Genomic DNA, 24,757 nt, shown 5'->3' with positions numbered 1-24,757 from the left:
TGTAAAATTAAATTGATTTAGTATTAAGAACAATACTACAAAAAAATAATTTTAAAAATTTAAAAAAAATGATTTACTCTTTACAAAAGTTCTATATTTTTTCTTCTTAATTTTTGATACACCTCGTATTTTGCCCCTTTAACTATTTGAGCATTATAAATCCCCACCGACCCCGAAGTAAAATACGCGATAATACAAGCAATACCAATAAAAATACCGCTTTCTATCCCGAAAAGTTCCATTCCCATAACCGTACACGAAATAGGAGTGTGGGTTGCTCCTGAAAAAACGGCTGCAAATCCCATTCCTGCTAAAAGCGCGATGGGTAAAGGAACTAAAAGCGATAAAGTACTTCCCAACGTAGCACCAACGAAGAATAGCGGAGTTACTTCGCCACCTTTAAATCCTGCTCCGAGCGTAAATCCGGTAAATAATATTTTTAAAATAAAATCATACGAAGCATTTGGATTAGAAAAGGAATCAACAATTGCTGGGATTCCCAAACCAACGTATTTTGTAGTTCCAATACAGTAAATTGTTACTGCAAGAATTATTCCTCCAACGAAAGGACGAAGCGGAGGAAAAGTGATGGTTTTTGAAAATAAATGACCCCAAAAATGTGTGCTCCGAGAAAATAGCATAGCGGCTAAACCAAAAAGTATACTGACTGCAATTATCCAAAATAAGGTAGTGAAATTCATTTCGGGAAGGATTGGAATGCTATAATTTGTATGTTTTACTTGCCAAAATTCAACGGTGAAATAAGCGGTATATGCTGTTAAAAAGGACAAAGGAATGCTTTTATAACTGATTTTGCTGAAATATAGAACTTCCAAAGCAAATATAGCCCCGGCCAAAGGCGTTCCAAAAACGGAAGCAAAACCAGCGCTAATTCCCAGAATGATTAGTGTCTTTCTGTCGGTATTATCAAGCTTGAAGATTCTTGTAAACTGATCGGCGATGGCGCCACCCATTTGTACTGCTGTTCCTTCACGACCCGCTGAACCTCCAAAAAGATGCGTGATTAAGGTGCCAAAAAGCACTAATGGAGCCATTTTTAAAGGAATTGTTTTCTTGGGATTTTCGTATTCTTCCAGCAACAGGTTATTGCCTTTAGCTACAGATTTCCCCCAATAATAATATCCTAATCCTGTCATCAGGCCGCCTATTGGCAAAAGCAAAATCATCCAGTTGTTGTGTTCTCGATAGTGTGTAACCCAATCCAGGGTCACTAAAAAAAATGCAGATGCCGATCCAGAAATAATGCCTGTCAAAACACAAATGAAAATCCATTTGAGTGTGACAAGCATTATTTTTTTAGCATTTTCTAAATTCATTACTGGAATTGAAGAAGTATTTTTTACAAAAATATTATAATCCTTCTTGTATTAACGGTTTTTCAGAAGCTATAGCTGTAAATTCGATTTCAACTAAATATTCAGGAGCTACCAGTTGATTAATTCCATAAAAACCAGTGGTTGGTTTTATGTCTTTAAAAAATTTGGAATGAGCGGTGGCAACTGCTTCAAATGTAGAAACGTCAGTAGTAAATATGCGGGTACGAATGACATCTTTCATTCCAGCATTCAGGTCTTCAAGAACTTTTTCTACGCGCTCTAAAATGTTTAGTGTTTGAGCATAAGCATCGTCAGCTTTTACTTTTTTACCATCAACAATGGCGACTGTTCCTGATACTTCAATGATGTTTCCAATGCGTACTGCGCGGCAATATCCCATTTTGTCTTCCCATGGTGAACCAGTCAATATGTTTTCTCTTTTCATTTTGATTGTGTTTAGGTATTATTTTGCATTGTTTAAATGCAATTTTTGGTGTGGCATAATATTTGCAATTTATAAAAAAAGACTGAAATGAAAAACAGTAATTTTTAATTAAAAAGTTTAATTTTTTTGAGAATTGTTAGAATATTATATATTCTAAAACGCAATAAATTTAAAAATTGAATGTTATAAATGAAAGTTAAATTATACTATGAATTAGTCATTATATATGATTAGTTCTTTATTTTTAAAATTTTTACAAGCACTGATAAACTAATTTAAAAAAGTTATGAAAAGGATTTTATTTTTAATGATTGCCATAAGTATGTCTTTAAGTGGATATGCTCAGAATGAATTTAGTTCAAAATTCAAACCCATTCCGCTTAAAAATAATGCACCTAAAATTAAAAAAATAACTCCGCCAAAAGCAGAGATTCCTCCTATTAAGACTCCAAATGTATTTAAAAATCCGGAACTTTTAAGCCCAAATCCAAGTCCTTCACTTTCAATAACTCCGACTACTAATTTTTCAATGACTCCGAAAAATGAATTTATTAATCCCGGAGATGTTTACAGAGATAAATTAAACAAAAAGGAAGACAATTCTGAAGGCCTTGTTTATAGAAAAAATCAAAATTTAGGGAATTTTACAACAGGTTCGCTTACCGCCAAAGTAAGATACAGAGATGCAGCTTATGTTGATGGCGATAAGATTCGCGTGTACTTGAATGATAAAGTTGTTGAATATCAGGTGATTTTGGATAGTAATTTCCAAGGTTTTGAAATAGTTCTGGAAAAAGGATTCAACAAGATAGACTTTGAAGCCTTAAATCAAGGGAGTTCAGGTCCCAATACTGCTGAATTTCAGATTTATGATGATAATGGCGGTTTGATTTCGGCCAGTCAATGGAATCTTGGAACGGGTTTTAAGGCAACTATTATAGTTACAAAAGAATAATTTAACCCGTTGGGTGTAATTAGTTTTTAATGATAATTTTTCGTCAGATCGAGTGATTTTCCACAGAAAAACACTCGATCTGACGTTTTGAATAATTACACCCGACGGGTTGATTTAGTTGTCGTACATGCCTAAAACGGATCAGCAGTAACTTTAAATTTCATATCAGATTTTACAGTAATATCTTGTGCCAAACTTTCTTTGGTAACTACTTTAATTCTTATTTTATAGGATGAAGCTTTTATGTATTTATCTAGTTTTTCTTTAGTGCAAGTTAGATTTATGGTATTTGAAGTCGAATTGATTTCATCCAAATAAGCCAATTCTATTTCATCATTAGCATCTGTTGAGATGTACAAACGAATCGATTTTAGAAAACTGAATGACTTATTGCTAGGATCCGTGATGGTCAATTTTAATTCACTTAATTTCACATCTTTTACTAATTCAGCTTTGGTGTTATTGTTTTCAAAAGTGGAGCTTGAGTTTGTAGTAACATCAGGAGTGATTAGATTATGAGCAGTGCCAAGAGGAAATCCGCTTTCAATTTTAAAACTTGTTTGATTGTCTATTGAAAAAGTCAATAAATCATCAATCACATTGCACGAAGTAATTAAAATCAGTAATGTTATTATTGATACATAAATTTTTGTTTTCATTGTTATGTTGTTTTATTTTAAATTAATTTTTAGAATGTATAAGTTCACTTACGAAAATTATACTGTCTGGGTTTTTTGTAGGATTATTTAATTTGATTTTAGAGCAATAATTGAGATTTGACAAATAAAAAGAATATTTTTCAAAAATCAATTTTTCAAATCAAAATATAAAAAGTATTTTTGCGCATGCAACACAACGTACTTATTTTAGATTTCGGATCGCAATATACTCAACTTATTGCGCGTAGAGTTCGCGAATTAAATATATTCTGCGAAATCTTCCCATACAATCATTTTCCGAGTGATTTATCAAGTTATAAAGCCGTAATTCTTGGAGGCAGCCCTTTTTCTGTTAGAGGAGAAGATGCGCCACATCCCGATTTATCTCAAATTAGAGGAAAGCTTCCTATGCTGGCCGTTTGTTACGGTGCACAATATTTATCCCATTTTAGTGGTGGTGAGGTAGCAGCTTCAAATACAAGAGAATATGGTAGAGCCAATTTGTCTTTTATAAAAGAGAACGAAATTTTCTTTGAAGGTGTTTCTGAGAATAGTCAAGTTTGGATGAGCCATAGTGACAGTATCAAAGGATTACCGACCAATGGAGTAAAGCTTGCAAGTACTCACGACGTGGAATTTGCAGCCTATAGAATTGAAGGTGAAACAACTTATGCCATTCAATACCACCCAGAAGTTTTCCATTCAACAGATGGGTCAAAAATGCTGGAAAACTTTTTAGTAAAAATTGCTGAAGTGCCTCAAAATTTTACACCAAATGCTTTTGTTGAAGAAATGGTGGCAGAATTAAAAGAAAAATTACAAGACGACAAAGTAGTTCTTGGTCTTTCTGGTGGAGTAGATTCTACAGTAGCGGCAGTTTTATTGCATCAAGCTATCGGGAAAAACCTATACTGTATTTTTGTAAATAATGGTTTGCTTCGTAAAAACGAATTCCAAAATGTATTGGATCAATACAAAGGAATGGGGTTGAACGTAAAAGGAGTAGACTCTGGAGATCGTTTTTTATCTCAATTAGCAGGTGTAAGTGACCCGGAAACCAAACGTAAAATTATTGGACGTGTATTTATCGAAGTTTTCGATGATGAATCACACCTTATAGAAGATGTAAAATGGTTGGCGCAAGGAACTATTTATCCTGATGTTATTGAATCAGTTTCAGTTAAAGGACCTTCGGCTACTATTAAATCACACCATAATGTAGGAGGTTTACCTGATTACATGAAGTTAAAAATTGTAGAACCACTTCGCATGCTTTTCAAAGATGAAGTACGTAGAGTAGGGGCTTCATTAGGGATTGATCCAGAATTATTGGGAAGACATCCTTTCCCGGGACCAGGATTGTCAATTAGAATTCTAGGAGATATCACACCAGAAAAAGTACAAATTTTGCAAGATGTAGATAAAGTTTTTATCGACGGATTGAAATCTTGGGGGTTGTACGATAAAGTATGGCAAGCAGGAGCTATTTTACTTCCGGTAAACAGTGTAGGTGTTATGGGTGACGAGCGTACTTATGAAAAAGTGATTGCGCTTCGTGCCGTAGAATCTACTGATGGTATGACTGCTGATTGGGTACATTTACCGTATGATTTCTTGATGAAAGTATCTAATGATATCATCAATAAGGTAAAAGGAGTAAATAGAGTGGTGTATGACATTAGTTCAAAACCGCCTGCAACTATTGAGTGGGAATAATAATGTAGATTTTTGTTGATTTAATCTTTGAACATCATTATTTTTAATGTTCTCTATAAAACGGTATCAGATTTTGGAATAAAATTTGATACCGTTCTGTTATTAATGATTGAATAATTTTATAAATAAAAGGATGAAATATTTTTTTGCGATTTGTATAACGGCTTTGTTTTTTAATTACAGCGTTTTTTCACAAGAAAAAACTACTACACATAAAGTGGAGAAAGGAGAGACAATCAGTCAGATTGCAATAAAGTACAACGTTACTCCATATGATATTTACCAATTAAATCCAGATGCAATAAGTGGTTTAAAACCTAATAGTGTTTTACTGATTCCAAAAAGCGGCGGTAAACAAAAAGTAGCGGTTCAGGCTAAGTCTGCAGCGAAAACGGTAACCCATGAAGTAGCGGCAAAAGAGACGCTGTATGGTATCGAAAAAAAATATGGTGTTTCTGACGAAGCATTAAAACAAGCGAATCCTTTTTTGGAAAAAGACGGATTGCAAATAGGACAAATCCTTACTATTCCTTCTGGAATCAGACAAAAAAACACTACTCCAGTACAAGTAAAAGTAGTATATCATGATGTTCTTCCAAAAGAAACCAAATATTCTATTGCCAAGAAATATGGTATTACCATTGAAGAATTGGAGAGAAAAAATCCTGAAATAGTTTCGAATTTACCTGTTGGCTATAAATTAATTATCAAAGGAAATGCTCCAAAAGGGGATAAAACTACCACAGTGGTTGAATCTAAAAAAGAAATTGTAAAAGCGAATCCCGAAAAAGTTTCTACAGCAGTCAATTATTTGAATTATGTGGTAAAACCAAAAGAAACACTTTATAGTTTGTCAAAAATGGCAGGAATGAGTCAGGAAGAATTAATCGCTCTTAATCCTGCTTTGTCTCAAGGTGTTGTGGAAGGGATGATTTTGAAAGTTCCAGCAACGATTAGTATCCCGCAGGAAGCTAAAAAAGAATACGCTGTAATCTCAAAGAAAAGTAGCAGCAGAAAAAAACTAGTATTGCTTTTGCCTTTTAATATTTCAAAAATTGAAGGAGATACTGTCAATTCGACTGCAATGCGCTTGAAAAAAGACAAGTTCTTAAACATGACTTTAGATTTTTATGCAGGAGCTTTGGTTGCAATTGATTCGGCTAAACAGCTGGGACTTGCCATAGATGTGAGTGTGTTTGACTCTCAAGAAACTAAAAATACTTCTAATATTACTGCATTAATTAAAGAAAATAATCTGGAAAATTCAGATGCTATAATTGGGCCTTTCTATCAAAATAATGTTGAAAAAACAGCCGAATTATTAAATGCAAATCAAGTACCTGTGATATCACCTTTGTCAAAAGACACGGGTAATTCATTTGGCAATATGTTTCAAACGATTCCTACTACCACAGCCGTTAAAAATGCCATGTTTGATTTCATGAGAGCAAAAAACGGGAATATTGTAGCGGTAGTCGATAAGAAAAAAGAATCCGTTATACAGTTTATTAGAGAGAATCATAAAGATGTAAAATTTTCGGAGCTTAATGCAAATGGCGGTGTATCTGCTGAAAATTTAAAAAGTTTATTTGTGAAAGATAAAATAAACTATGTGGTGATGGAAACCGGAAATACGGGAATGATTAAATCAACAATAGCGACTATGTTAAGTGCTATGGCTACTTATAAAGTACAATTGGTTATTCTGGAACCAAATGAAACATTAGATACGGATGAAATCAGTTTTGTGAATTTAACAAAGTTGAGATTAATGTATCCTTCTGTTACCCGTGAAAACGAATCTCCTGAAGCTTTAGTTTTCGAAAAAGAATTCAAAAAGAAGAATAAAATTTATCCTAGTGCATTTGCCACAAGAGGTTTTGATATTACTTTTGATACCATGATGCGATTGTCACAAGACAAGAAATATCAAGAAACGGTTGACAGCACTGCTACGGAGCAAGTAGATAATAAGTTTGAATTTTACAAAAAAGAAGACGGTGGTTACATTAATAAAGGAGTGTATATCTTATATTATGACACTGATTTGACGATAAAAGAAGCGAAGTAAACTAAGTGTTCAGTGTAATGAGTGTGTTCATTTTGGGACTCCCAACCTCTAACCCCTGACTCCTAACCTATAACTTATAACTAAAAAATATGACATCAAAAGTAACTTATTTAGGGGATTTAAGAACCTCTTCAATTCATTTACAATCAGGAATTGAAATTATTTCGGATGCTCCAGTAGACAATAATGGGAAAGGGGAGGCTTTTTCTCCAACGGATACTGTTGCCAATGCTTTGGCAAGTTGTATGATGACGGTTATGGGAATAAAAGCGCGTGATTTGGAAGTTGATTTGAAAGGATCAACTGCTGAGGTTACTAAAATTATGAATGCTGAACCAAGACGCATCGGTACAGTCGAAATTACTTTTGAAATGTATGGAGAAGCGGATCAAAAGAGTAAAACCATTCTTGAAAGAGTCGCCATGACATGTCCTGTTTTTCTGAGTTTAAATACCGAAATCGAAAAACGTATTATTTTTAACTGGAAATAAAGTAGAATATTGAAGAAAGAGGCAAGAAGTGCGATTTATTTAATAGTCTTACTTCTTGTCTCTTTTTTCTTTTTTCTCTAAAAAAATGGATCAAAACCAAAAACAACTCATCAAACTTGCTCATACTAAAATGCCTTTTGGTAAATACGAAGGAAAGTATCTTATTGACTTGCCTGAATATTATGTGGTTTGGTATAGCAATAAAGGATTTCCGAAAGGGGAATTAGGGCAGCAGCTTCAGCTAATTTATGAGCTAAAATTGAATGGATTAGAGGAATTGATACGAAATATTAAAAAAAGATACCCGAAACCATAGGATAGACTTTCTTAGACTTCTTAGATTTTTAGAGAATTAGATTATGCTTTTTTTAACCTAAAAGAGTCTAAAAATCTAATAGTCTAATGTTCTAATAATCCAATTAAATTTGTACTTTTGCCAAGTTTTTTACACAACTACATACAAACAACAACAGAATGAATCAAACGAAATATATTTTTGTTACAGGCGGTGTGACTTCTTCTTTAGGAAAAGGAATTATTGCAGCATCTTTGGCAAAATTGTTACAAGCAAGAGGATACAGAACAACAATTCAAAAATTTGATCCTTATCTTAATGTTGATCCGGGTACTTTGAACCCTTATGAGCATGGAGAATGTTATGTAACTGATGATGGCGCAGAAACAGATTTAGATTTAGGACACTACGAGCGTTTCTTGAATGTTCCTACTTCTCAGGCGAATAATGTTACTACGGGAAGAATTTATCTTTCGGTGATTGAAAAAGAAAGAAGAGGAGAATTTTTAGGGAAAACGGTTCAAGTGGTACCTCATATTACCAACGAAATTAAAGAAAGAATGCAATTGCTAGGTAATTCTGGCGATTTTGATATTGTTATTACCGAAATTGGGGGTACAGTAGGAGATATAGAATCATTACCTTATATAGAATCCGTTCGTCAATTGGTTTGGAACTTGGGCGAGAATAATGCTATCGTAATTCACCTTACTTTAGTACCTTATTTGGCTGCCGCAGGAGAATTGAAAACAAAACCAACACAACATTCCGTTAAAACATTGATGGAAAGTGGTATCAAAGCGGATATATTAGTTTGTAGAACAGAGCATGAACTTTCGGATGAGATTCGCAATAAATTGGCCTTATTCTGTAATGTAAAAAGAGAAGCTGTTATTCAATCTATTGATGCTTCGACGATTTATGAAGTGCCAAATTTAATGTTGGAAGAAGGACTTGATATTGTAGCTTTAAAGAAATTAGATTTGCCTAAAAAGGCTGCTCCGGACTTGAAAAACTGGAATACTTTTTTACGTAGATTGAAACATCCAAAGCATACTGTAAACATCGGTTTGATTGGTAAATATGTAGAAATGCAAGATTGTTACAAATCTATTTTGGAAGCGTTTATTCATTCAGGGGCTACAAATGAAACCAAAGTAAATGTGATTTCTATTCATTCAGAACACATTGACGCAACAAATATAAACGAGAAATTAGCCGGTTTAGACGGAATTCTTGTTGCTCCCGGTTTTGGAGAAAGAGGAATCGAAGGAAAAATCGAAGCAGTTCGTTATGCCCGTGAAAATAAAGTGCCGTTTTTCGGAATTTGTTTGGGGATGCAAATGGCAATTATCGAATATTCAAGAAATATTGTAGGATATGCTGATGCAAATTCTACTGAAATGAACGAGCATACTTCACATCCGGTTGTTAACCTTATGGAAGAGCAAAAAACGATTACTGATAAGGGTGGAACGATGCGTCTTGGTGCTTGGAAATGTGATCTTAAACAAGATTCATTGGCATACAAAATTTATGGAAAAGAGACTATTTCAGAACGTCACCGTCATCGTTATGAGTACAACAGTAATTATGTAGCGCAATTACAAAATGCGGGATTAATTGCTTCAGGTGTAAATCCAGATACAGGATTGGTTGAGATTATAGAAATAGAAGATCATCCATTTTTCATCGGGGTACAATACCATCCGGAATACAAAAGTACAGTAGCGAATCCGCATCCTATTTTTGTGAGTTTTGTGGCAGCAGCGGTTCAGGCGAAGAAAAAATAATTGGGTTGGTTCCAATAAACGGTACACTTTAAACTTTTAAACTTTTTTTAATTATAATGGAACAAAAAAAATTTGATCTCAATTCGATTATTGGTTTTGCATTAATTTTTGGTATTTTGGTTTGGATTATGTATCAAAACCAGCCTGATCCAAAAGTGGTTGCTGCTGAGAAAGCTCAAAAAGAGCTCGTAATTAAGCAGGCTAAAGCCAAAGAATTAGAAGCTAAAACTGTTGCGAAAGCTACTATTGCAGTTGCAGCAACCGGAGACTCTACACAATTGGCCCAATTGCAAAAAACGTTAGGGAATTTTGCTTATTCTGCTACGCTTCCTTCAGCTACTGCTGGTTTTACAACTATTGAAAACGAATTGGTTACATTGAAAATTGCCAATAAAGGAGGATATATTGTTGAGGCTACTTTGAAAAAGTTTGAAAAATTCAAGAAAGGTTCCGGACAATTAGTTGAATTGATAAAAGACAATAATGCCAATTTAAATGTGCAATTGCTTACTAGCGATAACCGTACTTTAAATTCTAAAGACCTGTATTTTGAGCCTACTTTGACAAAAGTTGGAGCAGATCAAGTGTTGTCCATGAAATTGAAAGCGGGAGCTAATGAATTCTTGGAATACAAATACATATTGAAACCAAACGATTACATGATTGGTTTTGACATTCGTTCCCAAGGATTGAATAAAGTTTTAAATACTTCTAAACCGTTGGATTTAGAATGGAACTTGAAAACCTACAGAAATGAGAAAAGTGTTTCTTACGAAAACCGTTACACTGAAATCTATTTCGAACACGAAGATGGAAAAATTGATTATGCAGGTTTAGGACAATCAGAAGAATCAGATCTTGAAAAAGCGACTTTTGTAGCTTTCAAACAACACTTTTTTTCAACGATACTTTTGACAAAGACTCCTTTCGGAACTGCTAAAGTGAAGTCGGATAATCTGGTTCTTGATGATAAAGTAGATACCACTTTTACGAAACAATTTAAAGCAAATATCCCATTAGCCTTTGATAATGGAGAATTAGATCATAAAATGAGTTGGTATTTTGGTCCAACAGATTACAAGACTTTAAGTCATTACGACAAAAATTTAGAAAAAATCATCTCATTAGGTTGGGGAATTTTCGGATGGATCAATAAATTTATCTTTATTCCATTATTCGGATTTTTAAGTTCTTACATCGCATACGGAATTGCTATTATTATTTTTACAATTTTAATAAAATTAGCAATGTCGCCTATTACGTTCAAATCGTTCTTGTCACAAGCCAAGATGAAAGTATTGCGACCTGAAATTACAGAATTGGGGGAGAAATTCAAAAAAGACCCAATGAAGAAGCAGCAGGAAACTATGAAATTGTACAATAAAGCAGGTGTGAATCCTATGGCGGGATGTATTCCAGCCTTGATTCAGCTTCCTTTTATGTACGCTTCCTTTCAGTTTTTCCCATCAGCTTTTGAGTTAAGACAAAAAAGCTTCCTTTGGGCAGATGATTTATCGTCTTTTGATGAAGTAATACGATTGCCTTTCTATATTCCTTTTTACGGAAATCACATCAGTTTGTTTCCAGTACTTGCCTCGATTGCTATTTTCTTCTATATGAAAATGACTTCTGGTGACCAACAAATGGCTGCTCCGCAACAAGAAGGAATGCCGGATATGGCTAAGATGATGAAAATCATGATTTATGTATCGCCAATAATGATGTTGTTTTTCTTCAATAGTTATGGTGCGGGATTGAGTTTGTATAACTTTATTTCGAATCTAATTACCATTGGAATTATGATTGTCATCAAACGATACTTTATCGATAGTGATAAGATTCATGCTCAAATTCAAGAAAACAAATTGAAAGAGCCGAAAAAACAAGGTAAATTCCAGAAAAAACTGCAAGAAGTTATGGAACAAGCTGAAGCTCAAAAAGCACAACAGAAGAAAAAATAATAAATAAAAAAATCTCGATATATTTCGGGATTTTTTTATTTACATATAATTTAAGCGACCTGAATTCGTTACTATAAAAAAGGTAATTATGAAATGAGCATGATCGTAATTAAGTCGTAAATACTAATGATGATATGTGAATTACATATGACCGATAAAAAACAATAAATGTCAACATATGAAAGCATTTTATAAAAAAGGAATATTTGTTTTGATGTTTTTGCATGTGTTTTGTCTTTATGCACAAACAGATTTCAATAAGTTAGATGAAAAAGGGAAAAAGCACGGAGTATGGAAAGGATTTTATGAGGAATCAAAAAGGCCCAGATATGAAGGGACTTTTGAGCACGGAAAAGAAGTTGGGATTTTTAATTTTTACGATGACACCAAAGCTAAATCCATAATAGCCACAAGGGAATTTAATGCCAAAGACAATTCAGCGTATACCATTTTTTATGATCAGAATAAAAATAAAGTAAGTGAAGGTAAAGTGGTCAATAAATTATTTGAAGGGCAATGGAAGTATTACCACCAAGCTTCAAAAAACATCATGACAACAGAGCATTACGTAAATGGTAAGTTAGAAGGTTTGCGTACCGTTTTTTATCTCAGTGGTAAAATAGCAGAAGAAATAAGTTACAAAAGCAATTTGAAGAATGGTTTTTATAAAAAATATACTGAAAAAGGAATTTTATTGGAAGAGTCAATGTTTAAAAATAACATTTACAGTGGTTTAGCGGTTTTTAGCGACACTAATGGGAATGTAGTTTCTAAAGGACAGTTTGTAAATGGTAAAAAATCAGGGATTTGGCAGTTTTTTGAAAAAGGAAAATTGGTAAAAGAAACGAATATGAGTTTTCCTGGAAATGCAACAAAATCCAAAAATAATTAACTTTATACTTAACAAATACTGTTGTAAATCTTTTGTAACTTTGCATCCTTGTAAAATTATAATTTTTTGAAGATGAAGCGTGTTGTTGTAGGACTTTCTGGAGGTGTAGATTCAAGTGTTGCTGCTTATTTATTGCAACAACAAGGGTATGAAGTCATAGGCCTTTTTATGAAAAATTGGCATGATGATTCCGTTACTATTTCTAATGAATGCCCGTGGCTTGAAGACAGTAATGATGCTTTATTAGTTGCTGAAAAGTTAGGAATCCCTTTCCAAACTGTTGATTTAAGTGAAGAATACAAAGAGAAAATCGTGGACTATATGTTCAACGAATATGAAAAAGGGCGTACTCCAAATCCCGATGTACTTTGTAACCGCGAAATAAAATTTGATGTTTTCATGAAAATTGCTTTAAGTCTTGGTGCTGATTATGTGGCTACCGGACATTACTGTCAGAAAAGTGAAATCGAAGTAAATGGTGAAACGGTTTATCAACTTAAAGCGGGCGCCGATACTAATAAAGATCAATCGTATTTTCTATGTCAATTATCTCAAGAGCAATTGGCAAAATCATTGTTTCCTATCGGAGAATTGACAAAACCAGAAGTTCGTGAAATAGCGGCTCAAATGGATTTGATTACTGCCGAAAAGAAAGATTCACAAGGGTTATGCTTTATTGGAAAAGTACGTTTACCGGAGTTTTTACAACAAAAATTGCAACCAAAAGACGGAATTATAATTCAAATTGATAAAAACGATCCTGTTTACAGTTTTGAAAAAGTAGCCGAATTAACTTTAGAAGATAGTTTGCTATCTGATGCACGAAAAATTCCGTACACTCCAGATATGGGGAAAGTAGTGGGGAAACATCAAGGTGCCCATTATTTTACTATTGGACAACGTAAAGGATTAAATGTTGGAGGTACAACAGATCCATTGTTTATTATCGCCACTAATGTGGAAACCAATACCATTTACACTGGATTAACCAGTCAACATCCCGGATTATTCAAGAGCGCCTTGTTTATAGAAAAAACTGAAGTGCATTGGATTCGTAAAGATTTGGCTTTGGCCAATGGAGAAACTATGGATGTTATGGCGAGAATCCGATACAGACAACCTTTGCAAAAAGCTACCTTGCATCAATTTGAAAACGGAATGTACGTTGCCTTTGACGAACCGCAATCTGCAATAACAGAAGGACAATTTGCTGTCTGGTATTTAGGGGAAGAATTAGTTGGTTCGGGAGTAATTTCTTAGTTTAGTACTTTATTTATAAAAAGGTCTAAAAATGAATGCCTTTCTGGAATTAAATATATCCTGAAAAGTAATGATAATGATTCAATCCTAGCAATAGTTGGAGTTTTTGTGACTTGAAAAAATAAAGTTGACTATGAAAAAAATCTACATATTTCTTTTTTTACTGATTACGTCAGCTGGTTTTTCCCAGCAAGATGCTTGGGTATATTTCAATGCTAAACCCAGTTCCCAATTTTATTTTAATACACCTTTGGAAATGCTTACCCAAAGAGCATTAGATAGAAGAACCAATCAGAGTATTACTTTAGACTTTAAAGACATTCCAGTAGAGAAATCTCATATTAGTCAAATAAAATCAGCTGCTGGAATCACTGTCATGGCAAAATCCAAATGGATGAATGCGGTCCATGTTCGCGGATCACAAGCAAATATAAATTCATTAGCACTGCTTTCTTTTGTCAGTAAAGTCGATTTTGCGGATAAATCACTGAATCAAACCGCAAAAATAGCGAAGCTGTCAAAGATAAAGAAGTTAAATAAAACCAAGAAAACCAAAATTGATTATGCTTATGGTTCTTCATCGAATCAAATCCAGATGCTTAACGGACAACAGTTGCACCAACAGGATTATACGGGTTTCGGTAAAATAATAGCGGTTTTAGATGCTGGATTTCCAGGAGTCAATACAGCTCAACCTTTTCAACGATTACGTGATAATAACAAAATTTTGGGAGGTTATAATTTTGTATTAAGAAATCCGAATTTTTATACTGGAGTTTCACACGGAACTTCGGTACTTTCCTCAATGGGCGGTTACAAAGAGAATTCGTTAGTGGGAACAGCACCAGATGCATCCTATTATTTATTCATTACCGAAGATGACACATCGGAAAATCCTGTTGAAGAATCGCTTTGGGTTGAAGCAGCAGAACGAGCAGATAGTTTAGGAGTAGATATTATCAATACTTCTTTAGGGTATTTTGATTACGATAATGAGGCGTATAGTCATACGTATAGTGAAATAAATGGTACCACTGCATTCATATCCCGTGGGGCTGAAATTGCATTTAGCAGAGGTATGATTCTAGTGACATCTGCTGGTAATTCAGGCGGTACATCAGATCCACATATTGCGGTTCCTGCAGATGCTGTTTCTGTAATTGCTGTAGGTGCAGTAAATTCTTCGGAAGTGTTGGCTTCGTTCAGTTCAGTAGGCCCTTCTTTTGACGGAAGAATAAAACCGGATGTGATGGCACAAGGACAAGCAGCGATAGTGTCAAATGCTGCGGGAAATATTGTGGCTGCTAATGGGACTTCTTTTTCATGTCCTATAATGGCAGGAATGATTGCTTGTTTATGGCAGGCATTTCCTCAAAAAACAAATCGGGAAATTAGAGAATTAGTATTAAAATCAGCTGATAAGTTTTCTGCTCCCAACAATCAATATGGATTTGGAATTCCTGATTTTGCATTGGCTTTGAGTAACCAGCTGGCTTTACAATCCTTTTCTAAAGATGATTTTATACTCTATCCCAATCCTGCCAGTGAAACTGTTTCAGTTTCTTTGCCTGCAAAATTTGATAAGGGAACAGTCTTTATTTATTCCATTTTGGGGCAAAAAGTTTTAGAACAAAAAATCACACCGCAAACATCCATTATTTCATTGAAATCGCTCCATGAAGGAGTGTATCTTTATAAAATGGAATCAGATGGTTTTTCTAAAACAGGGAAAATAATTAAAAAATTATAGCATTAACAATACATGAATAAAATCACAGACCTTTTTAAAATTAAATATCCAATTATTCAAGGAGGAATGATTTGGAATAGTGGTTATAAATTAGCAAGTGCAGTGAGTAATGCCGGAGGTTTAGGATTGATTGGAGCTGGCTCCATGTATCCTGAAGTTTTACGGGAACACATTCAAAAATGTAAAAAGGCCACCTCAAAACCTTTTGGAGTAAACGTCCCGATGTTGTATCCCAATATCGAAGAAATCATGAAAATTATCGTTGATGAAGGAGTAAAAATCGTTTTCACATCGGCTGGGAATCCAAAAACATGGACTCCTTACTTGAAAGAAAATGGCATAACTGTCGTTCATGTGGTTAGCAGTTCTGTTTTTGCATTAAAAGCACAAGACGCAGGTGTAGATGCTGTTGTTGCCGAAGGTTTCGAAGCCGGAGGACACAATGGTAGAGAGGAAACGACTACGCTTACGCTGATTCCGATGGTAAACGAAAAGATTAGCATTCCGTTGATTGCTGCTGGAGGTATTGCTACCGGTCGTGGGATGCTTGCAACTATGATACTGGGTGCTGATGGAGTTCAGGTAGGAAGTAGATTTGCAGCATCTTTAGAATCATCAGCACATGAGAATTTTAAGGAAACGATTATAAATGTTAAAGAAGGGGATACACAACTGACCTTGAAAGAACTCGCTCCTGTTCGGTTGATTAAAAATAAATTTTATCAGGATGTTCAGCAATTGTACGAAAAATGCCCAACCAAAGAAGAACTTATTGGTTTGCTAGGTAGAGCAAGAGCAAAACGTGGTATGTTTGAAGGCGATTTAATCGAAGGGGAATTAGAGATTGGACAAATAGCAGGATTGATTCACGAGATAAAACCAGCCGCAGCAATCATTCAGGAAATGATAACTGATTTTGAAACAGCCAGAAAAGAAATAAATAATTTTGATTTTTAATTTATAAAGAATGACGAAGACAAAAATATATATAGTATTGCTTTTTTTAGTAATGGGATTGCAACATTCTTTTGGACAAAATTACAAGTTTAAAACTTCGGGTTTTAGTGTTTTAGAAAAAACAGAAAAAGGGAAATGGGGGAAGTGGTCTGATTTAGATTTGGTCAATATTTTAGTCACATTGGATACCAATAAAAATAGAATAGTGGTTTATTCTCAAATAATTCAATTATTTGAAATCATAGATTATCAACCTATCGAAGAGAATGATACTGATATTGTTTATTCGTTTACCTGTAAGGATAATGAAGGATTAGACTGTACTGTCTCTATTATCACCAGAAAAAAACAGGATAATAGGAAGCAATTGTATATCAATTATGAAGATCGGATTATTGTGTATAATATCTTTAATATGTGATGAATTGGATGAAAAAATGCTTCAGTTTTAACAGTTAAATCGTTCAAATTGATGCATTTTTTCAAACATGAATTTTCTATATCAGGCTTGTGTTTTAAAGCTTTTCGATATCTTTTATGAAATCATCATACTCTAAATAAAACAGTTCCAGAGCATTCATTTTTTCATTGTAGAAGTCAAATATCTCATCCCAATAGTTGTGATTACTGACACCAACTCCTAGTTTTTCAACCCAAATCCTACTGATGGTTTTGCCACTCTCCAGTGTATAGTCTTTTTCGAAAACCAAGTCTTTGATGAAATCTTCTTCGAGAATATTTCTTAGCGCTTCCAATTTTTCAAAATAAGCTATTCTTTTTTCATCACTTCGGTGTTCAATATCGATTAAAACTTGAGCTTTTTTATTGTCTACATAAAATTTAAAAGAGAAATCCTTGATTTTAGTATCATATAATACCCATTTTCGGGGATATTTTTCTGCGAATGCAATCCAGAACTCTCGCTTTAATCTTTGTGTTTCTTCTTTGCTGTACATTTGTAATGACTTTTTGGTTATAGAAAACTTGTGCAATTGTATTTTCTAAACTATATTTATATGCTGTTTTTATATGCAAAAATAGACTTTGATTATGGATTTTCAAGAATTTTTACGGTATGTTCCTAAATTAATTGAAGCAAGGCTTCCTGCTTTTGATGCACATGTGAAAATGGCCCCTTTAGAGCGATTAGAAAGCTTGAAAAACATTAATATTGAAGATAAAAAACCAAGAATAGCAGCAGTAATGATGCTTTTTTATCCTAAAAATGATACAACACATTTGGTGTTGATTGTCCGAAATTCCTATAAAGGAGTACATTCTGCTCAAATTGCATTTCCTGGAGGCAAATACGAATTGGATGATGAAAATTTTGCTAAAACGGCTCTTCGGGAAACGCATGAAGAGGTAGGAATTCATCCGGATAAAATTGAAATTCTGAAGCCATTTACAGAACTGTATATTCCGCCAAGTAACTTTATGGTACATCCTTTTTTAGGGATTAGTAAAGAAGAATTGATGTTTATACCCCAACCTTCGGAAGTGGCAAATATTATCGAATTACCTTTGTCAGTTTTTTTAGACGATGCACTTGTAGTGGATACAAATTTGTCAACTTCCTACGCTGATAATATCAATATTCCAGCTTTCAAAATTGAAGAGCATATTGTTTGGGGAGCTACAGCGATGATGTTAAGTGAGTTAAAAGAAGTTTTGAAAGAGGTTCTTGGATAATAAATGGAATTTTTAGTATTAGAAAAATGCGGATTAATTGGTTGTAGTTTTCAATTAGTTCAATTGAATTCAGCAACAAACTTCAAATATAAATTTCGTAAGTTTGTAGTCCAAATTCACAAAAAAAATACAAATTTTATGGGATTGTTGAAGAGAAATCCTTTCGGACACATATTATTTATAAAAAAATGGTTAATCCGAATCTTTGGAGCCATGACGCATAGACGGTACAGAGGATTTAACGAATTACAGATTGAAGGTTCAGAAATTATTAGAAATTTACCGGACAACAACGTACTTTTTATTTCCAATCATCAAACATATTTCGCGGATGTCGTTGCTATGTTTCATGTTTTTAATGCGAGTTTGAGCGGACGTGATGATAGCATTAAAAATGTTTGCTATCTCTGGCAACCTAAAATGAATATTTATTACGTTGCTGCCAAGGAAACCATGCAGGCAGGTTTGTTACCAAGAATTTTATCGTATGTAGGCGCAATAACTGTTGAAAGAACTTGGCGTGCCAAAGGCGTTGATGTAACCGAAAAACGAGAAGTAAATCCTAACGATACTGAGAATATTAAAATTGCACTTGCCGATGGCTGGGTAATCACTTTTCCGCAAGGGACAACAAAATCCTTCAAACCGGTTCGTAAAGGAACAGCACATATTATTAAACAACACAGGCCTATCGTGGTGCCTATTGTCATAGATGGTTTTCGCCGTTCGTTTGACAAAAAAGGATTTCGTATGAAGAAAAAAGGAATCCTACAGTCCTTTATTATCAAAGAACCTCTGGATATTGATTACGATAATGATACAATCGAGGAAATTGTAGAAAAAGTAGAATATGCAATCGAGCAACATCCTTCATTCCTAAAAGTTATTCCTGCTGAAGAAATTAAAGAACAGGAAGAATTGAATCGATTACGGAAATGGGAATATTAAAAATTTAGTCATAAAGTCAAAAGTCTTAAAGATCAAAGATCAAAATCACATGATATTCGACATTAAGACTTTTGACTTTATGGCTTAAAGATCTATCTTTTTTAATTCTTTATAATTAGCATACAATCTTCTAAGCAGTATACCATACAATACCCGGTAAAACAACCAAAATGCTCCTAAAAACACTAAAGTTGTAAGTGTCAAGATTCCTATTGTTATTGCCATCACTTTTCCGTTAGTGGCAATTTTATCTTTTAGAACACTCATTTCAGGATTATATACAAAAGCAATTATAAACCCTATGATTAAACTCACCACTAACATTGCCAGATTATACCAAACATAATATTGAACCGTTTTTCGGATTTTTAAAATGTCAGACATTAATTGTTTTGTAGAAGCAGTGGTCGAAATCGTGATGTAATTTTTATAAAATAAATAGATAAAAAACAGTATCACACCATAATTAAAATAAGCAAACACTTCAAAGTATTGAATTAACTCAGGATGTTTCATTTTAATTAAATAATCATCCGAATTAAAGCAAACACTTAAACACGTCCACAATAAAACTTCCAAAATACTAATTATCAAAATCCACTTCACAATCGAAGATGATTTTTTATGAATCATTTTATAAATTTCGATTTCTGATACTTGCTCAAAAGAATTAGTATTCTTCTGCCAGTCTTTTTTTAATAAATCCAACTCTTTCATACGCCTAATGGATTTAATATTTTTTTTAATTTCCCTTTTATTCTATTCATTTTTACCCTTGCATTTACCTCGCTAATTCCCAATGTTTCTGATATTTCCTGATAATCTTTGTCTTCAAGATACATAAATATCAACGCTTTCTCAATGTCATTCAGCTGGTAAACCGCTTTATACATTAGCTTTAATTGTTCTTCTTCCTCATAATCATATTCCACATCATTCAGGAAATGTTGCCGCCCTTCAAATTCAATAGTGTTTATGGATCGTTTTGTTTTTCGGTACAAAGTAATCGCCGTATTCAGCGCGACTCGATAGGCCCAAGTAGAAAATTTACTATCGCCCCTGAATTTTGGAAAAGCCTTCCATAACTGAATCGTGATTTCTTGGAATAAATCCTTATGTGCATCATCGCCATTAGTATACAACCTACAAATCTTGTGGATTATATTCTGATTTTCTTGCAATTGCTTTACAAAAGAATGTTCTAGATTATCACTCATATATACGTTAGTAATTGAAAAGTAGATTTTGTTACAAATTAAGGAATAAAATAATAATTTTCAAATTTGTCATTGCGAGGTACGAAGCAATCAGTAGCACAACAATATTCATTTCATAATTAATACTCGTCCCGCTGTACATTACAATCTTTATTTTCTGAAAAAATCAGAAAATAAAGGATTTCCATTACCATCGGGGCTAATTTACACGTTTAGTATTCTGAAGACCTTTCCCCAAAAACAAAAATTTCGATACTATTTGATGAAATTCAACATTAAAAAACATTGTATCTTTGAGTATCAACAATTCAGAACTTTTTAAAACATGAACATCCCAAATTCAACTTTACCCAGAATAGTAATCATAGGTGGAGGTTTTGCCGGAATCGCATTAGCCAAAAAACTAAAAAATAAAAAAGTACAGGTTGTTCTTTTAGACAAACACAATTACCATACGTTTCAACCCTTATTGTATCAAGTAGCTACAGGCGGCCTCGAAGCCGGTTCTATAGCGTACCCAATCCGAAAAGTAATTCAGGAATACGATGACGTTTACTTTAGGCTCACCAATGTCCAAGAAATAGATACCAAAAATCAAAAAATAATCGCTGAGATTGGCGAATTAAAGTATGATTATTTGGTAATTGCCACCGGTTCCAAAACCAATTATTTTGGCAACAAAGAAATTGAGCGCAACTGTATGGCCATGAAAACCATACCGCAATCACTTAACATCCGAAGTCTGATTTTGGAGAATTTTGAGCAAGCAGTACTCACCACTGATGTAGCCGAACAAAATAGCTTGATTAATTTTGTACTCGTTGGTGGTGGACCAACAGGAGTAGAACTTTCCGGTGCTTTGGCCGAAATGAAAAAAGCCATTCTGCAAAAAGATTATCCTGATCTTGATATTGCCAAAATGGAAATCAATCTGATTCAAAGTGGGGATAGAATCCTTAATACCATGAGTGAAAAATCCTCTCAAGCAGCCGAAAAATTTCTAACCAGCTTGGGTGTGAAAATCTGGAAAAATGTGCGTGTTACCAATTACGATGGACGTACCATAACAACAAATTCCGATTTAACTTTTGAGACTGCCACCGTAATTTGGACAGCAGGAGTTCAAGGTGCTCTTGTTGCAGGATTGGATGGTAAATCGTTGGTTGAAAAAGTAGAACGTATTCGAGTAAATGAATACAATCAAGTTGTAGGGTATGATAATATTTTTGCCGTAGGTGATATTGCCTCCATGGAATCTGAAACCTATCCGCAAGGACATCCCATGATGGCGCAACCCGCAATGCAACAAGGGGAATTATTGGGTGAAAACTTAGTGAAATTAATTCAAAACCAACCTATGGAAGCTTTTGAATACAACGACAAAGGCTCTATGGCAACCATAGGAAGAAATAAAGCGGTAGTTGATTTGCCTAAATACCATTTCAATGGAGTTTTCGCATGGTTTGTATGGATGTTTGTTCACTTGTTTTCACTTATTGGATTCAAAAATAAAGCCGTAGTTTTCTTGAATTGGGTATACAATTACATTCGTTTTGATCGTGAAGGGCGTTTGATCATCAGACCCTATAAAAAGAAAAGTTTCACGACGTTTACGAGTGATGAAGTTTAAAAAAAAACTTTTAAAATCTGGAATAAATATACTTAAGAATAACAATTTTAAAAAACATGTTTTTTATTTTTATGTACTTGATAATCAGCGCTTAATAAATATGTAGAGTAATTCTTATAACTTACTGATATTCAGCTTTTTAATAAAATTATAATATTTATAACTAACTGTATGTCAATGTTTTATAAAAATAAAAAACACAACTTAATTAATTTGATTTTTTTTGAATGATTTTTGATTTAATTTTATATTTCAATTAAAATTTAAAAGTTAATGAAAAGCGTTATACTTTCCAATTTTCATCCAATTTTAGTGGGTAAATTGGTAGATCAAAAAAAGCTCAATCAGTACACAAAATTCCTGTATTATCATTTTCAAAATCTTCCAAAATCTGGTGTAACTGGAAATGGAGCTTTTGATGATGAACCTATAACTTTTGAGTTTATATCAGATCAGGTGGATAAGTATGCCGTTTCTTCCGAAAATATTAATAGCAGGCAAATTATTATTTTTGAGGATATTGAGGATTTTATTGAAAATATAATGGAAGTTACTTCTCCTTCAGGGTATCATTTTCCTGCTGGTTTTGAAGTCAAATCCGGAAATCTTTATGGACCAAAAATAGAGGTTCGTATGGAATGGTTCAAAAGAAAAATGGGATATGTTTTTGATCAATTTTATTCAAAAACAAATATAAGTCCAGAAAATCTAATACACGTTACTTGTTCTGGATATTCTTCTCCAAGTGTTGCTCAGGAAGCGGTCATAGATAGGAACTGGGAAACGGTGCAAGTTACGCATTCCTATCACATGGGGTGTTATGGTGCATTTCCGGCAATTCGTACGGGAAATAGCTTACTGTGTGCCAGTGAAACTAAAGGTAGAGTAGATGTAGTTCATACAGAATTATTATCCGCACATTTAAATCTGACCGAATTTTCGAATTCAAACATTATGATCTGCTCCCTTTTCGCAGATGGATTTATTGGCTATTCCTTATTTGATGAAGAATCTTTCCTGAGTGATGATGCGTTTCCTGAGAAAAAAGGACTTCGGATTTTAGCGGCACATGAAGTTATCATACCAGATTCATTAGAGGATATGTCTTGGGATTTAGGAGAATATAATTTTTTAATGACATTGTCTAAGCGAGTGCCTGTTTTTATTCGTAAAAATATCAAACCTTTTTTGACTACACTTTGTAAAAAAGGGAATGTTGATCTTGAAGAGCAAAAAGCGAATATGCATTTCGCTATACATCCTGGTGGACCTAAAATCATTGATTATGTTATAGATGCAATTGGATTGACTAAAGAACAGGCGAATTGGTCTTATGAGGTTTTACTCCGTCAGGGAAACATGTCCTCGGCTACGATTCCTCATATTTTCAACGAAATTGTAAACGACCCAAACATTGAATCAGGAAAGAAAATTGTAGCTATGGCATTTGGGCCAGGACTTACAGCAACAGGTTTGTTATTGGAAAAAATATAATTTTTAAGCGCTAAGTTGGATGTTAAGGGGTTAGACGTTATAGAAATCTTTAATCGTTAACCCATAACTCTTAACATCTAACTCATAACTCACAACTCATAACCCTTTTTCCTTATAATAATTCACCATCAAATTCACAAATTTACTATAACCTTCTAAACCGTCTTTTTGCTGGTTTATTTTCAGAAATCTATCGTAAAAAGCATGAAAAGCAGTTTCAAGAGGAGTTTCATATTGTTTCCAAAAGTGTTCGCTTTCTTTGTAGTTTTTCAAAATTCCGGGATGAACGGTTTTTAGTAATTCTTTAAAAATTTTTTTGTCTCGAACTTGCCAATTGCTTAAGCAATAACGTAAAGCCATGCTGTAGCCTGAATATTGAATGTATAAATTTTCATTTTTTATGGATGCCAAAAAACCAATAAAGTTGCATTCACTTTCGCTGGCATAGCCCATTTGATGTGCCATTTCATGATTGGTAGTCATCGGGAAACTATACATTGGACCAAGATAATTTACCTGTGCTTCATTGGTAAACGGATTTAAGTAGCCGCCAAAACCCATATAAGTCAATGGCAAACTGATAAGTGATTTCTTGGTGCTTAAATTGTTATAAGCGAAATACGAATGTTCTTCAGCTAGTTTTTTGTATCCATTCAAATTCATCTTGAAAACTTGATTTTGTGAGTATGGAAATACTACTTTTAAACTATCATTTTTTGTAATCTGCTTTTGAATTGCATTTGTTTTAGTGATTAATTTTTTGGTGAAAGCCAATAAATCAGCATCTGAATAGTCTTTTTTAATTTCCATTTTTTCAAAAAGCGGTTGGCGGTAATAATTAAACGCCCAAAGTGAATGAAACAAGAAATAAAATACCGAAACAAAACTTACTATAGATAATATATTACTTTTCCATTTTAATTTCCAAGATTTTCGTTGGTTCCAAAACCATTTCAAAATAAAACCAATAACAATAATATAAATTAAATCCCCCAAAGAAAATGGAATTCTGCCTAATGCTAATCTTGAAAATTTTGAAAGTATCGGATAGAAACCATTACTGTAAAATTGTTCCACTTGTAGCGGAAAATAGGGAAGAACCTGCAAAATTAGTATTTGGACAAAAAGAAAGAAAGAAAGAAAATATTTTGTTCGCACAGGATGAATTTTAATACTGTAAATATAATTACAATA

General features: G+C 33.7%; 23 protein-coding genes. 16 read left to right on the top strand and 7 right to left on the bottom strand.

The window, feature by feature from the left end; all coding sequences use genetic code 11:
- Positions 1-80: 80 nt before the first annotated feature.
- Together E0I61_RS10980 and E0I61_RS10975 are read right to left on the bottom strand one after the other, a co-directional pair.
- A complete protein-coding gene (locus E0I61_RS10980) occupies positions 81-1,337 on the bottom strand; it encodes a voltage-gated chloride channel family protein (RefSeq protein ID WP_132071392.1) in 1,257 nt (418 codons plus the stop codon).
- Between the two features lie 34 nt (positions 1,338-1,371).
- Positions 1,372-1,782, bottom strand: coding sequence for a RidA family protein (locus E0I61_RS10975; RefSeq protein WP_132071390.1), 411 nt, complete (start codon positions 1,780-1,782; stop codon positions 1,372-1,374).
- Between the two features lie 286 nt (positions 1,783-2,068).
- Between E0I61_RS10975 and E0I61_RS10970 the strand changes: the two genes are divergently transcribed.
- Positions 2,069-2,737, top strand: coding sequence for a hypothetical protein (locus E0I61_RS10970; protein ID WP_132071388.1), 669 nt, complete (start codon positions 2,069-2,071; stop codon positions 2,735-2,737).
- Positions 2,738-2,868: 131 nt separating this feature from the next.
- Here E0I61_RS10970 and E0I61_RS10965 read toward each other — a convergent pair whose 3' ends face one another.
- A complete protein-coding gene (locus E0I61_RS10965) occupies positions 2,869-3,396 on the bottom strand; it encodes a hypothetical protein (protein ID WP_131994382.1) in 528 nt (175 codons plus the stop codon).
- Between the two features lie 186 nt (positions 3,397-3,582).
- On the opposite strand from E0I61_RS10965, the gene guaA reads away from it, so the two are divergent.
- The 11 genes from guaA (at position 3,583) to E0I61_RS10910 (ending at position 17,003) form a co-directional block, all read left to right on the top strand.
- The gene (gene guaA, locus E0I61_RS10960) at positions 3,583-5,112 is read left to right on the top strand and encodes a glutamine-hydrolyzing GMP synthase (protein ID WP_131994385.1); all 1,530 of its coding nucleotides are present in this window, start codon (positions 3,583-3,585) and stop codon (positions 5,110-5,112) included.
- 133 nt (positions 5,113-5,245) lie between these two features.
- Entirely contained in the window at positions 5,246-7,183 is a 1,938-nt protein-coding gene (locus E0I61_RS10955; RefSeq protein WP_132071386.1) for a PBP1 and LysM peptidoglycan-binding domain-containing protein, read from the top strand.
- Positions 7,184-7,272: 89 nt separating this feature from the next.
- Positions 7,273-7,674, top strand: coding sequence for an OsmC family protein (locus E0I61_RS10950; protein WP_132071384.1), 402 nt, complete (start codon positions 7,273-7,275; stop codon positions 7,672-7,674).
- An 85-nt stretch (positions 7,675-7,759) separates the two neighbouring features.
- Positions 7,760-7,990, top strand: coding sequence for a DUF3820 family protein (locus tag E0I61_RS10945; protein ID WP_131994394.1), 231 nt, complete (start codon positions 7,760-7,762; stop codon positions 7,988-7,990).
- 158 nt (positions 7,991-8,148) lie between these two features.
- Positions 8,149-9,762 carry a CTP synthase gene (locus E0I61_RS10940; RefSeq protein ID WP_131994397.1) on the top strand — a complete coding sequence of 538 codons (1,614 nt, stop codon included), beginning with the start codon at positions 8,149-8,151 and terminating at the stop codon, positions 9,760-9,762.
- A 56-nt stretch (positions 9,763-9,818) separates the two neighbouring features.
- A complete protein-coding gene (gene yidC / locus E0I61_RS10935; RefSeq protein WP_131994400.1) occupies positions 9,819-11,723 on the top strand; it encodes a membrane protein insertase YidC in 1,905 nt (634 codons plus the stop codon).
- A 178-nt stretch (positions 11,724-11,901) separates the two neighbouring features.
- Positions 11,902-12,615 (top strand): toxin-antitoxin system YwqK family antitoxin, encoded by a 714-nt coding sequence (locus tag E0I61_RS10930; RefSeq protein ID WP_131994403.1) that lies wholly within the window; start codon positions 11,902-11,904, stop codon positions 12,613-12,615.
- Between the two features lie 72 nt (positions 12,616-12,687).
- A complete protein-coding gene (gene mnmA / locus E0I61_RS10925) occupies positions 12,688-13,875 on the top strand; it encodes a tRNA 2-thiouridine(34) synthase MnmA (protein WP_132071382.1) in 1,188 nt (395 codons plus the stop codon).
- Between the two features lie 133 nt (positions 13,876-14,008).
- Positions 14,009-15,625 carry a S8 family peptidase gene (locus tag E0I61_RS10920; RefSeq protein WP_132071380.1) on the top strand — a complete coding sequence of 539 codons (1,617 nt, stop codon included), beginning with the start codon at positions 14,009-14,011 and terminating at the stop codon, positions 15,623-15,625.
- 12 nt (positions 15,626-15,637) lie between these two features.
- Positions 15,638-16,582 carry an NAD(P)H-dependent flavin oxidoreductase gene (locus tag E0I61_RS10915; protein WP_132071378.1) on the top strand — a complete coding sequence of 315 codons (945 nt, stop codon included), beginning with the start codon at positions 15,638-15,640 and terminating at the stop codon, positions 16,580-16,582.
- Positions 16,583-16,592: 10 nt separating this feature from the next.
- Positions 16,593-17,003, top strand: coding sequence for a hypothetical protein (locus E0I61_RS10910; RefSeq protein ID WP_131994415.1), 411 nt, complete (start codon positions 16,593-16,595; stop codon positions 17,001-17,003).
- Positions 17,004-17,097: 94 nt separating this feature from the next.
- On the opposite strand, the gene E0I61_RS10905 is transcribed toward E0I61_RS10910, so the two are convergent.
- Positions 17,098-17,538, bottom strand: coding sequence for a DUF4268 domain-containing protein (locus E0I61_RS10905; RefSeq protein WP_131994418.1), 441 nt, complete (start codon positions 17,536-17,538; stop codon positions 17,098-17,100).
- Between the two features lie 94 nt (positions 17,539-17,632).
- Between E0I61_RS10905 and E0I61_RS10900 the strand changes: the two genes are divergently transcribed.
- Together E0I61_RS10900 and E0I61_RS10895 are read left to right on the top strand one after the other, a co-directional pair.
- Positions 17,633-18,274, top strand: a complete 642-nt coding sequence (locus E0I61_RS10900; RefSeq protein WP_131994421.1) for an NUDIX hydrolase — start codon at positions 17,633-17,635, stop codon at positions 18,272-18,274.
- A 138-nt stretch (positions 18,275-18,412) separates the two neighbouring features.
- On the top strand, positions 18,413-19,222 hold the full coding sequence (locus tag E0I61_RS10895) for a lysophospholipid acyltransferase family protein (protein WP_131995001.1): 810 nt from the start codon (positions 18,413-18,415) through the stop codon (positions 19,220-19,222).
- Between the two features lie 84 nt (positions 19,223-19,306).
- Here the strand turns inward: E0I61_RS10895 and E0I61_RS10890 are convergent, their stop codons facing one another.
- Positions 19,307-19,939, bottom strand: a complete 633-nt coding sequence (locus E0I61_RS10890) for a hypothetical protein (protein WP_132071376.1) — start codon at positions 19,937-19,939, stop codon at positions 19,307-19,309.
- Positions 19,936-20,439, bottom strand: a complete 504-nt coding sequence (locus tag E0I61_RS10885) for an RNA polymerase sigma factor (RefSeq protein WP_099714727.1) — start codon at positions 20,437-20,439, stop codon at positions 19,936-19,938. The genes E0I61_RS10890 and E0I61_RS10885 overlap by 4 nt, the downstream gene beginning before the upstream one ends.
- A gap of 325 nt (positions 20,440-20,764) precedes the next feature.
- Here E0I61_RS10885 and E0I61_RS10880 point away from each other — a divergent pair, with 325 nt between their 5' ends.
- Both E0I61_RS10880 and E0I61_RS10875 read left to right on the top strand, forming a co-directional pair.
- Entirely contained in the window at positions 20,765-22,069 is a 1,305-nt protein-coding gene (locus E0I61_RS10880) for an NAD(P)/FAD-dependent oxidoreductase (protein WP_132071374.1), read from the top strand.
- 273 nt (positions 22,070-22,342) lie between these two features.
- Positions 22,343-23,563, top strand: coding sequence for a 3-oxoacyl-[acyl-carrier-protein] synthase III C-terminal domain-containing protein (locus E0I61_RS10875; RefSeq protein ID WP_132071372.1), 1,221 nt, complete (start codon positions 22,343-22,345; stop codon positions 23,561-23,563).
- Between the two features lie 96 nt (positions 23,564-23,659).
- Here the strand turns inward: E0I61_RS10875 and E0I61_RS10870 are convergent, their stop codons facing one another.
- Complete coding sequence (locus tag E0I61_RS10870) at positions 23,660-24,721, bottom strand: DUF3810 domain-containing protein (protein WP_132071370.1); 1,062 nt, start codon at positions 24,719-24,721, stop codon at positions 23,660-23,662.
- Positions 24,722-24,757 lie beyond the last annotated feature (36 nt).

The sequence above is a fragment of the Flavobacterium ranwuense genome, from assembly GCF_004349315.1.
Lineage (GTDB): Bacteria > Bacteroidota > Bacteroidia > Flavobacteriales > Flavobacteriaceae > Flavobacterium > Flavobacterium ranwuense.
The sequence above is the reverse complement of the archived record's forward strand: the minus strand, read 5'-3'. Positions and strand labels throughout refer to the sequence as shown.